The 11,576-nt window shown below is 60.6% G+C and carries 12 protein-coding genes; 8 read left to right on the forward strand and 4 right to left on the reverse strand.

All coding sequences use genetic code 11. The annotated features are described in order from the left end of the window. Positions 1-9 precede the first annotated feature (9 nt). Together RMO23_RS02245 and RMO23_RS02250 are read right to left on the reverse strand one after the other, a co-directional pair. Positions 10-315 (reverse strand): hypothetical protein, encoded by a 306-nt coding sequence (locus RMO23_RS02245; RefSeq protein ID WP_309678470.1) that lies wholly within the window; start codon positions 313-315, stop codon positions 10-12. A 107-nt stretch (positions 316-422) separates the two neighbouring features. Beyond that, the gene (locus tag RMO23_RS02250; RefSeq protein WP_309678471.1) at positions 423-1,802 is read right to left on the reverse strand and encodes an FAD-containing oxidoreductase; all 1,380 of its coding nucleotides are present in this window, start codon (positions 1,800-1,802) and stop codon (positions 423-425) included. Between the two features lie 414 nt (positions 1,803-2,216). Between RMO23_RS02250 and RMO23_RS02255 the strand changes: the two genes are divergently transcribed. The 8 genes from RMO23_RS02255 (at position 2,217) to dhaK (ending at position 10,785) form a co-directional block, all read left to right on the forward strand. Next, positions 2,217-3,251, forward strand: a complete 1,035-nt coding sequence (locus tag RMO23_RS02255) for a LacI family DNA-binding transcriptional regulator (RefSeq protein ID WP_309678472.1) — start codon at positions 2,217-2,219, stop codon at positions 3,249-3,251. Positions 3,252-3,315: 64 nt separating this feature from the next. Then, positions 3,316-4,656 carry an extracellular solute-binding protein gene (locus tag RMO23_RS02260; protein ID WP_309678473.1) on the forward strand — a complete coding sequence of 447 codons (1,341 nt, stop codon included), beginning with the start codon at positions 3,316-3,318 and terminating at the stop codon, positions 4,654-4,656. 245 nt (positions 4,657-4,901) lie between these two features. Beyond that, entirely contained in the window at positions 4,902-5,738 is an 837-nt protein-coding gene (locus RMO23_RS02265; RefSeq protein ID WP_309678474.1) for a sugar ABC transporter permease, read from the forward strand. Between the two features lie 20 nt (positions 5,739-5,758). Then, on the forward strand, positions 5,759-6,715 hold the full coding sequence (locus RMO23_RS02270) for a carbohydrate ABC transporter permease (RefSeq protein ID WP_309678475.1): 957 nt from the start codon (positions 5,759-5,761) through the stop codon (positions 6,713-6,715). 269 nt (positions 6,716-6,984) lie between these two features. Further along, entirely contained in the window at positions 6,985-8,112 is a 1,128-nt protein-coding gene (locus RMO23_RS02275; protein ID WP_309678476.1) for an ABC transporter ATP-binding protein, read from the forward strand. Then, a complete protein-coding gene (locus RMO23_RS02280) occupies positions 8,105-9,136 on the forward strand; it encodes an ABC transporter ATP-binding protein (protein ID WP_309678477.1) in 1,032 nt (343 codons plus the stop codon). Before RMO23_RS02275 ends, RMO23_RS02280 begins: the two co-directional genes overlap by 8 nt. Positions 9,137-9,157: 21 nt before the next feature. Continuing rightward, a complete protein-coding gene (dhaL, locus tag RMO23_RS02285) occupies positions 9,158-9,754 on the forward strand; it encodes a dihydroxyacetone kinase subunit DhaL (protein ID WP_309678478.1) in 597 nt (198 codons plus the stop codon). Positions 9,755-9,795: 41 nt separating this feature from the next. Beyond that, positions 9,796-10,785: a dihydroxyacetone kinase subunit DhaK gene (dhaK, locus tag RMO23_RS02290; protein WP_309678479.1), complete on the forward strand. Its 990-nt coding sequence runs from the start codon at positions 9,796-9,798 to the stop codon at positions 10,783-10,785. 50 nt (positions 10,786-10,835) lie between these two features. Here the strand turns inward: dhaK and RMO23_RS02295 are convergent, their stop codons facing one another. Together RMO23_RS02295 and RMO23_RS02300 are read right to left on the reverse strand one after the other, a co-directional pair. After that, a complete protein-coding gene (locus RMO23_RS02295) occupies positions 10,836-11,096 on the reverse strand; it encodes a substrate-binding domain-containing protein (protein WP_405041551.1) in 261 nt (86 codons plus the stop codon). A gap of 18 nt (positions 11,097-11,114) precedes the next feature. Then, a partial coding sequence (locus RMO23_RS02300) for a tripartite tricarboxylate transporter substrate-binding protein (RefSeq protein WP_309678481.1) occupies positions 11,115-11,576 on the reverse strand: 462 nt, incomplete at its 5' end.

Below are 11,576 nucleotides of genomic sequence, written 5' to 3' on the forward strand. Positions count from 1 at the left end.
AGGCAGCCCTCAGTCCCAGACCTGAAACCCTATCCAGGCCACGCCCGCGACGGTCGCCAGGGGGACCGACATCACACCGGGCACGTAGAAGAAGGCGGAGACCAGGGGGCTGGCGTGCTCGATCAGCCAGCCGGTCGCGAAGAGCAGGGCGCCGCTGACCAGGTAGCGCTTGATGTAGCGCGGCAGCCAGTGGGCCTGGCCCTTGTTGTGGTGCCAGGCGGCCGCGCGCGCGAACAGATCGCACTGGTTGACGTCCATGAACAGCCAGGCGAAGAAGAAATACCGGTACAGCAGCACGTGGAAAGGGAGTTCCATTCATCAGCCATCACTTTCAACTGTGCGATCAGGTTACTCCGACCGCCGGTCTGGCTCAAGCCGTTTGCGGAAACATCCCTTCAGCCCGCTGCCTGCGCCACCCGCCGCTATTCGAGCGGCCGCAACTCCTGCAGCAGCGTGGGTACCAACTCGGACACCGTTGGATGGATGTGCATCGCGCGACTGATGGTGGTGTAGGGTGCTTTGGCGTACATCACATCGAGCAGCGAGTGAATCACCTCGTCGCCGGTCAGGCCCAGGATGGCGGCGCCGAGGATCTCCCTGGTTTGCGCGTCGACGAGCACCTTCATGAAGCCCTGGCTCTCGCCTTTTTCCACCGCGCGCGAAACGCGCGTCATGGGCCGGGTGCCGATCAGCACCTTGCGCCCGGATTGCCTGGCTTGCGATTCGGTCATGCCCACGCGGCCTAGCGGCGGGTCGATGAACAGGGCGTAGGCCGCGATGCGGTCTGACACCTTGCGCGGGTCGTTGTCGAGCAGGTTGGCGGCGACGATCTCGTAGTCGTTGTACGCGGTGTGGGTGAACGCGCCGCGGCCGTTGCAGTCGCCCAGCGCCCAGATTCCCGGCACGTTGGTGCGCAGTTGCTCGTCCACCGTGATGAAACCGCGCGCGTCGGTTGCGACCCCCGCCCGGTCGAGCCCCAGGTCGTCGGTGTTGGGCACACGCCCGACCGCGAGCAGCAGATGCGAGCCCGCCACGTCGCGCTCCCCGGAAGCGCAGTCCAGCCCGACGACGAGGCGCTCGCCCTCCCTGCGCGCAGTCATGCACTCGGCGTTGAGGCGAATGTCGATTCCCTCGCCTTCCAGGATTTCCTGCACCGCCCGCGACACGTCCTCGTCCTCGCGCTGGATCAGGCGCGGGCCTTTCTCGACAATCGTCACCCGGGACCCGAAGCGCCGGTACATCTGGCCGAACTCGAGGCCGATGTAGCTGCCGCCGATGACGATCAGGTGCTCCGGCAGAAAATCCACGTCCATCATGCTCGAGTTGGTGAGATAAGGCAGCTGATCCAGCCCGGGCATGGGCGGGACCATGGCGCGGCCGCCAACGTTGACAAAGATCCGGTCCGCCTCCAGCAGCTCACCGTTCACCCGCACGCTACGCGGGCTCTCGAAGCGGGCATGGCCCTGGTAGACCATGCAGCTACCCAAACCGCGCATCCACTGTTCCACGCCGCGGCTGGAGCGGCCGGCGATCTCGTCCTTGCGTGCCTTCACCCGCTTCATGTCGACGCCCACCTCGGTGCCTATCGTCACGCCGTACTCGGCGGCGCGGCGCGCCAGTTGTGCGGCGTAGGCGCTGGCGACCAGGGTCTTGGTGGGGATGCAGCCGGTGTTCACGCAGGTGCCGCCGAACAACTTGCGCTCTATGACCGCTAGCTTCATATCCGCGCCCGATAGCCGCGCGGCGAGTGCGGGGCCGGCTTGGCCGGTGCCGATGATGATCGCGTCGAAGTGTTGCGTCATGTCCATCTCCTTGGCGTCTTCCACAGCGTCAATTGCCGCGCAGCCCGCAGGACGCGCACCGGGCGGTGCGGCGGCGAACCGATTGCCCAGCTTGACTCACGTTGCGAAGGCAGTTTCGCGCCTTGGCCCGGGTCGGTTCACCGGCGCCCCCATTCTCACCCAATCGCAAAATCGCGCACACGGGCACACGCGGACAGGAAATTCAACCGTCCCGGGCAAAGTATCAGACCGGCCTCCACCGGGAAACCACCGCCGGGTTGCTATGCGGCCACCTGGCCCTTGTCGAATCGCATCCCTTCAATGGAATCATCTGGAAACCTTTTTTAAAAAAAAGTTGCACGGTTTCGGTGAAAACCCTGATTGATTTAATTATTGATGTAAATAAAAATTCACATCAAACATATCAATCAAGCCATGACCAGTACATCCACGATCGCCGATATTGCCCGCCATGCCGGTGTTGGCACTGCCACGGTGGACAGGGTTCTCAATGGGCGCCCGGGCGTCAATGCCGAAACCGTGCAAAAGGTGGTGCAGGCCGTCGCGGCACTGGGCGAACCAACGGTGCTGCGGGGGCGGCCACGCCTGCGTGAAAACTTTCGCTTTGCGTATGTGTTGCCAGACGGTGAGTCGCACTTTTTCGATCAGGTTGAGCGTCAGATAGCCCAGACTGCGGGTGATTTTCGGCATCAGCACATCACCGAGGTCACCTACCGCTTCAATGCCGATGACCCTGTGCGGTTTGCGGCCGATCTGGCGCAGGTGGGTGACTGTGACGGCATTGCCCTGCTCGCACCCGACCTGCCAGCGGTGAAGCTGGCCATCAACGAACAGGTGCGTGCCGGTGTGCATGTGGTCACCTTGTTCTCGGACGTGGCGGGCTCCATGCGTGAGGTGTATGTCGGGGCCGACAACCGCGCTGCCGGCCGTACCGCAGGCTTGCTGCTGGCGCGCATGGCCGGTGCACCTCGGCGCGACACCTTGCTACTGCTGTCGCAGGCCACGCGCTTGTCGGCCGAGATTGAGCGCCGAATCGGCTTTGCCCAGGTCATTGAAGAGCGGTTTGCTCGACTGTCCGTGCTGCGCTTGCCCGATCTGCCGCCAGACGACGAGGGTACTTATCAAGCGCTCATGCAATTTTTGCAAAAAGACACGGATCCAGCGCGTCTGGCTGGCCTCTACAGCGTGGGCTCTGGTAGTGCCGGCGTGGTACGTGCCCTGACTGAATTGGGCCTGGCGCATGCGCAAGGCCTGGTGGCGCATGACTTCACGGAGTTGCATCAGTCGTTGCTGATCAGTGGCGAACTGTCCTATGCGCTTCATCAAGACATTCACTACTGTGTATTGACGGCAGCACGCGTGCTGCGCGGACTTTGCGAGAACGTGCGCGGCGCACTCAATGTAGTGCAGCCGCGTGTAGAGATCTTGACTGCCGAAAACCTTCATTGAAGCGGTGGCCAGATATGTGTGCTGGTGTGTACGGTCTGAAATAGATTATTAGGAGACTACTGTCATGAAACAAGTATTGAAAAAACTACCAGCCATGGCCACCCTGGCCATGGCAGCGGCATTGACTTTGGGGGGTACAGCGGCTCAGGCTCAGGACAAGACGATCACCCTCTGCTGGGCGGCTTGGGATCCGGCCAATGCCCTGGTTGAGCTATCCAAAGACTTTACGGCCAAGAGCGGCATCAAAATGAAGTTTGAATTTGTGCCCTGGCCCAATTTCGCTGATCGCATGCTCAACGAGCTCAATTCCAAGGGCAAGCTGTGCGACCTGATCATCGGCGACAGCCAGTGGATTGGTGGGTCCGCCGAGAGCGGCCACTACGTCAAGCTCAATGACTTCTTCGCCAAGGAAGGCATCAAGATGACCGACTTCATGCCGGCCACCGTGACCGGCTATGCGGAGTGGCCGAAGAACAGCCCCAACTACTGGGCCTTGCCCGCAATGGCCGACGCGGTGGGCTGGACTTACCGCAAGGACTGGTTTGCCAAGCCCGAGCTGCAAGCGGAGTTCAAGAAGAAATACAGCCGTGATCTGGCGCCACCCAAGACCTGGACCGAATTCAAGCAAGTTTCTGAATTCTTCCAGGGCCGCATGATCGATGGCAAGAAAGTGTATGGCGCCTACGTTTTCACCGAGCGTGGTTCGGAGGGCATCACCATGGGTGTGACCAACGTCCTCTATCCCATGGGCTTCAAATACCAGGATCCGCAAAAGCCCTACGCCATGGACGGTTTCGTCAATTCGGCGGATGCCGTCAAGGGCCTGGAGTTCTACAAATCCTTGTACAAGGGCAGTACCGCTCCCGGCTTGACCAACGCCTACATGGGTGAGGGGCTGGATGCATTCAAGTCGGGCCAGGTCGCCATGATGATGAACTGGTTCGCCTTCTTTCCCGGCCTGAACAAGGACCCGAACGTGGGCGGCGCCAAGATTGGCTTCTTTGCCAACCCGGCTGACAAGGCCAAAGGCGTGCAGCTGGGCGGACAGGGCATCTCGGTGGTGTCGTACTCGGCCAACAAGAATGAGTCGCTGCAGTACATCAAGTGGTTTGCATCGCCTGACGTGCAGAAAAAATGGCAAGCCATCGGTGGCTCATCGGCCCACAAGGCCGTGCTGAACGACCCCGGTTATGCCAAGAGCGCGCCTTATGCCCAGGCTTTCCTCGACTCCATGGGCATGGTGACCGACTTCTGGGCCGAGCCGTCTTATGCCCAGCTGATGCTGGCCATGCAAAAGCGTATTCACGACTACGTCGTAGCCGACAAAGGCACGGCCAAGGAAGCACTCGATGCGCTGGCTGACGACTGGAAGAAGGTCTTCAAGGACGACGGCAAGCTGAAATAGGTGCTGACCCTTTGACTTGCGAAGCACACCGGGCTTGGGTTTCTTGCTCGGAGACGTGCTTGGCAGGTCGGGTACTGATTTCAATCACTATTTTTGTAATACTACACAGGCGGACTGGAATGTCTCATACCATGACTCTCAAAAGTGCCATTGAGCGAACCGCGCTTGTCACGCCACCGGCCATGGCAGACTCTTTGCGAGGACTGTCTGACCGCGCCATTGCCTGGCTGTTCATCGGTCCCACCATGTTGATTCTGTTGATGATCAACATTTTTCCCTTGATTTGGACCATCAAGCTGTCGTTCACCAATTTCAAGGCCAATCGTCCGAATGCCGCCATCAGCGATGTCGGCATCGACAACTATGTGTCTGTCTTGAGTGATCCCGACATCTGGATGGCGATGCAGACCACCGCGCACTTCCTGTTCTGGACCATCCTGTTGCAGATGGTCATCGGTTTTACATTGGCCTATCTGATTGACCGCAAGTTTCGTGGCCATGGGTTCTTGACGACATTGATCCTTGTTCCCATGATGCTGTCGCCCGCGGTGGTGGGCAACTTCTGGGCATTTTTGTACCAGCCACAGGTTGGGCTGTTCAATTACGCCGTGGCCTATCTGTCGGGTGTGCCGGCCTCATCGTTCGAGATGCTGGGCTCGGTCAAGCTGGCACCCTGGGCCATCATCATTGTGGACACCTGGATGTGGACACCGTATGTGATGCTGATCTGCCTGGCCGGTTTGCGCTCCATTCCAGACTACATCTACGAGGCTGCCGAGGTGGATCGCGCTTCCAAATGGCGCCAGTTCTGGTCGATCACCCTGCCCATGGTCTTGCCCTTCATCATGCTGGCGGTGCTGTTTCGCGGCATCGAAAATTTCAAGATGTTTGACATGGTCAACCTGCTCACGTCCGGTGGTCCGGGCTCAGCGACTGAATTGGCATCGATCACGCTCAAACGCGAGGCGTTCGAAAAATGGCGCACGGGTTACTCGTCCGCCTTTGCCATCATTTTGTTCGTCGCCGTGTTTGGCATGGCGAACATTTATGTCAAAGCCCTCAACTACGTGAAAAATCGCTAAACCAGTCGCTAAGGACAGTCATGAGCAAACGTATCAGCGCAGCACACTCGGTGGTAGAGCCAAGCGCCAGCGCGCGTTGGGTGGCCGGCTTTTTGGTGGCGTTATACGCACTCGTCACCATCATTCCACTGGCGTGGATCATTCTTACCAGCATCAAAAGTCCGTCTGACGCCATCAGCTACCCACCCAAGGTGGTGTTCTCGCCGTCGGCGGAAGGCTTCTGCAATCTGTTCACCACCCGTTCGCGCCAGAGCCCGGAATACATTGCCGCACTACCCGCGGCGGCAGACAAGTGTGAAGAGGTGGCGCGCGCCAACAACATGGTCGTGGCCGGCCAGTCCAACTTTGTCCCGCGTTTTATCAATTCGCTCATCATTGCCTTCGGCTCCACGATTCTTTCCGTGAGCTTTGGCGTGATGGCCGCCTATGCGTTTTCGCGCTTCAAGGTGCCGCTCAAAGACGATTTGCTGTTCTTCATCTTGTCGACCCGCATGATGCCGCCGATCGCGGTGGCCATTCCGATTTACCTGATGTACCGCGAGCTGGGGCTTTCAGACACCCGCATGGGCATGATCCTGCTCTATTGCGCGGTCAACATTTCGCTGGCAGTCTGGCTTCTCAAGGGCTTTATCGACGAGATTCCGCGTGAGTATGAAGAAGCCGCCATGGTCGATGGCTACACCCGGCTGCAGGCGTTTCGCAAGGTGGTACTGCCACAGGCCACCACGGGCATTGTTGCTACCGCCATTTTTTGTCTGATCTTCTCCTGGAACGAATATGCCTTTGCCGTGTTGCTGACGTCGGGTGAGGCCCAGACCGCGCCCCCCTTCATTCCCATCATCATCGGCGAAGGCGGGCAGGACTGGCCGGCCGTGGCCGCGGGTACTACCTTGTTCTTGTTGCCGATCCTGGTTTTCACCGTGTTGTTGCGCAAGCACTTGCTGCGTGGCATCACCTTTGGCGCCGTACGCAAGTAAAGACTTAAAGGAAAACTGTATGTCAGCTGTGACTCCTTCAACACCATTGGCCACCGTTTCGGCTGCCGCTGGCCGTTGGCCGCGGTGGCTGCGCCGTGGGCCCATGGAGCTATTGGCCTGCGCTGTTATTTGCGTTGGCATTTTGATGCTGTTGCAACCTTTTGCACTCGTCTTGTACACATGGTCGTTTGCGACCATGCTTTTGGGCACCGTGATGTTCATGGTGGTCTCGAAGTTTCCCCAATAAGGCATCCCAATGAGACATAGCCATGGCTGAAATTCGTGTTCAACAACTGCACAAGGCCTTCGCCGAGTTCACGGCAGTGAAAGACTCCTCTTTCACTGTCAATGACGGTGAGTTTTTCTGTCTGCTCGGGCCTTCGGGCTGCGGCAAAACCACAACACTGCGCATGATTGCCGGTCTGGAGTTGCCCACCTCCGGTCAGATATTTTTGGGCGGAGAAGACGTCACCCGCAAGCGTGCTTCGGCCCGTGACATCGCCTTTGTGTTCCAGATGTTCGCCTTGTATCCGCACATGAACGTGCGCCAGAACATCGCCTTCCCGCTGGTGTCGCAGGGCATGGCACGCGCCGAGATCAAGCAGCGCGTGCTTGATGCCGCCCGCACCTTGCAAATCACCGAACTGCTGGACAAATCCGTCTCGGGCCTCACCAGTGGGGACCGCCAACGGGTCGCCTTGGGTCGCGCCATCGTGCGGCAGCCGCTGGCCTTCATGATGGACGAGCCATTGGGCGCGCTCGATGCCGAGTTTCGCGAAATGATGTGCGAAGAACTGCGTAACCTGCATGACCGCCTGGGTGCCACCACGGTGTATGTCACGCACGACCAGCGTGAAGCCATGTTCATGGCTGACAAGATCGCCATCATGAACCAGGGCGTGATCGAGCAGCTCGGTGCTCCGCAAGAAATTTACGAGCGTCCGGCTACCGTGTTTGTGGCCGATTTCATGGGTTCGCCGTCAATGAATTTCATCCCGTTTGAAGCGGCTCTGGCCAGCGGTGCCACCTCAGCCACCATTGGCGCGGCGCCAGTGGGCCTGCCGGCCTTGTGCGAGGCGGTGCCTGCGCGCCCCTTGCTCTACGGTGTGCGCCCTGAGCATGGCAGTCTCACGGGAGATTCGGCCTTCCGCGCCGAGGTGCTGGGCACCGAATACCTGGGTACCTGCCAGATCGTGACACTGGCCACGGCACCCGGCAGCACGCTGCGCGCCAAGATTGACGTCAAGACCCCGGTGCGCCGCGGAGACCATGTTGGACTGGCGTTTGACGTGGCTCAGATCACGCTGTTTGACCAGGCCAGTGGCCGATCCATCCGCACCCTGCGCGACGATGTACCGGTGGGTGCACCCCGTGCACGAGGAGTTCTCCATGGCTGATCTGAAACTTGTCGGCGTCAGCAAAAGTTTTGGCGCCACCGCTGCCGTGCAGCACCTCAACATTGAGGTCGCCAGCGGCGAGTTCATCGTGTTGTTGGGCCCCAGCGGGGCCGGCAAAACCACCACGCTGCGCTTGGTGGCGGGTTTGGAAGCACCCGACAGCGGTCGGGTGTTCATCGACGGGCGCGATGTCACCAAGGTGGCACCGGCGCTGCGCGATGTGACCTTTGTGTTTCAGCAGTATTCGCTCTACCCCCATCTGAGTGTTTATGACAACCTGGCGTTTCCACTGCGCTCGCCGCTACGCAAAACCAGCGAGGCCGACATCCGCACCAAGGTGCTCGAGGTGGCGCGCATGTTACGCATGGAAGACAAGTTGCAAAACCCGGCCACCAAACTCTCGGGCGGGCAAATGCAGCGCGTGGCCATCGGGCGGGCGCTGGTGCGCAGTCCCGCGGTGTATCTGATGGATGAGCCGCTGTCCTCGCTCGACGCGAAATTGCGCAACGACCTCAGGCTGGAACTCAAGCGCATCCAGCAGGATCTGGGTGCCACCATGCTGTACGTGACCCACGACCAGATCGAGGCGCTTACTTTGGCCAGTCGCATTGGCGTGCTCGATCACGGGCAACTGGTGCAACTGGGCACGCCGCAGCAGGTGTACGAAGACCCGGTCAGCGTGAGTGTGGCCAGCCGTCTGGGGTCGCCGCGCATCAATTTGTTGTCGCGCGCGGCCTTGCCGGAACTGGCGGTGCCGCCACAGGTGGCCACCCTGGGCGTGCGCGCGGAACATGTACACCTGCGTCGCTGCGACCAGGCGGGCAGCGCGCACACGCAAGTTCAAGTCAAGCGCATCGAGCGCTTGAGTGACCAGCATCTGGTGCACGTGGGACTGGCAGGCAGCGAGCATGACCTGATCGCCTCCGCGCTGCCGGGACATCTTTTCGAGCCTGGCGAAACGGTACGCATGGCGCTGTTGCAAAGCCTTTGGTTCGACAGCGCAGGCCAGCGCATACGCGCTTAATTTTTCGAATGGAAATTCACTATGTCATTGCATAAAATCATTCAAAACGCCACCCAAACGCTGGTCGATCATCTCGAAGAATTGACCAAGCTCGACCAAGCCATTGGCGATGGCGACCATGGCCTGAACATGAAGCGAGGCGCCCAGGCGATTCAAGCCAAACTGCCCGACATGCAGGATTGCAGCCTCAACGATGCGCTCAAAACCATGGGCAAGACCTGCATCGCCATGATCGGTGGCTCATCGGGCCCGGTCTTTGGCACGCTGCTCATCACGCTGGGCAAAGAGCTGCCGACCAGGCCCGCAGTCGCTGATTTTGCCCCGGCGTTGCGCGCCAGCATCGAGGCGCTGACCCGTCTGGGCAAGGCCGAGGTCGGACAAAAAACGCTGCTTGATGTGCTCGATCCGGTGCAAAAGGTGCTGGCGCAAGGCGGTGACGATTTGATGGCCCGCGTGCGTCAGTGTGCCTTTGACAGCGCCGCCGCCACCGCCCAGATGGACGCTACCCGCGGGCGCTCGTCGTTTCTGGGTGATCGTGCCAAAGGGCATGTCGATCCTGGCTCGCGCTCCATGGCCTTGATCATCGGTTCCGTGTGCGACAGCCTGGCCGACGCCTGAGTTTTCCGATTTCCTCCCTTCTTCTGCCACCGAGGCTTCCCATGAAAAATCTTATCAATCACGTTGACAATGTTCTGGCCGAATCACTTGACGGTTTTGCCGCAGCCCACGCCGACATTCTGGTGTTGGGCGAAGAGCGCGAATTTGTGCGTCGCAAGGACATCAAGCCCGGCAAGGTGGCCCTGATTTCCGGCGGCGGCGCGGGCCACGAGCCGCTGCACGCCGGCTTTGTCGGCCACGGCATGCTCGATGCCGCCTGTCCGGGGCAAATCTTCACTTCTCCCACACCCAACCAAATGCTCAATGCCGCCCAGGCTGTGGACGGCGGCGCGGGCGTGTTGTTCATCGTCAAAAACTATTCCGGCGACATGATGAACTTTGAGATGGCTGCCGAAATGCTGGACCAGGACAACGCCATGGTCATCGTCAACGACGACGTGGCGGTGGAAAATTCCACGCACACCACGGGTCGGCGGGGGGTGGCGGGCACGCTCATTGTTGAGAAAATTCTGGGCGCTGCAGCCGAGCGCGGCGACAACCTGGGCCAACTCAAGGCCTTGGGTGATGCAGTGAACAAGGCCACGGCCTCGATGGGCGTGGCGCTCACCTCTTGTACCGTTCCCGCGGCGGGTAAACCAACCTTTCAGATCAGTGCCGGGGATATGGAGGTTGGTGTGGGTATCCACGGTGAGCCGGGACGCCGGCGCGTGCCTCTGGCCAGTGCCGATGCCATTGCAGCCGAGTTGACCGGCGCTGTCATTAAAGACCTGTCACTCAAAGCTGGGCAAGAGGTAATTCTGCTGGTCAACGGATTTGGCGGCACCCCCATGCTGGAGCTGTACCTGATGGTCAATGCCGCGCGCAAAGTGCTTGGCGCTGCGGGCATTGAGCCGGTGCGCTACCTGACCGGCTCCTACGTCACCTCGCTTGAAATGGCGGGCTGCTCCATTACTGTGACCGTGGCTGACGCCGAAATCCTGGCGCTTTGGGATGCCGCCGTTCATACCTCGGCATTGCGCTGGGGAATGTGAACCGTACGCTCGCCCAACCTTTCCTCTGCACCAAGCCTGCGATCCACAGCTTATGCGCTCTCGCGCTCAATGATCTCAAACCCCAGGTCGGTGACCTTGGCCGGGCGGCCGGCATCTTCGCTGGGCCCGCCCAGGCGCTGCAGCAGCTGACGGCCGGCGCGGCAACCGAGCTCGCGCGACTGCACCCGCACGGTGGTCAGGGTCGGCCAGCAGGCGGCAGCAATCGCCAGGTCCGAGAAGCCGACCACCGCCATCTGCCCGGGCACCTGCAGGCCGCGCCGGCAGCACTCGAACAGGGCGCCCACGCCCAGGGTGGCGTCGCGTGCCGCCTATTCGGCCTTGATGCCGGCCGTCTTGATGACCTTGGTCCAGCGCGCTTCTTCGCTCTTGACGAAGGCGGTGTAGGGTTTGGCGCCCGGTGTCGGCACCACAAAGCCCTGCGACTCCAGGCGCTGCCTGACAGCAGCCGACTGCAGGGCCTGCACCATGGCGGCCTCGAGCTTGTCGATGATGGGCTGGGGCGTGCCCTTGGGCGCCGAAATGCCGGACCAGGACAGCGCCTCAAAGCCCTTGTAACCCGACTCGGCAATTGTCGGCACGTCCGGGTACAGCGGGTTGCGCTGGGCACTGGTGACGGCGAGCGCGCGCAGCTTGCCGGCCTTGACATGCTGCAGCGCCACGTCCTGGTTGATGAACATGATCTTGATGGTGCCGCCCAGGATGTCGGTCATCATCGGGCCGCCGCCACGGTAGGGAATGCCCAGCATGAAGATGCCGGCGGTCTGCTTGAA

Origin of the sequence: Polaromonas sp. (assembly GCF_031411155.1) — a bacterium.
In the GTDB taxonomy this organism is placed as follows: Bacteria; Pseudomonadota; Gammaproteobacteria; order Burkholderiales; family Burkholderiaceae_C; genus Polaromonas.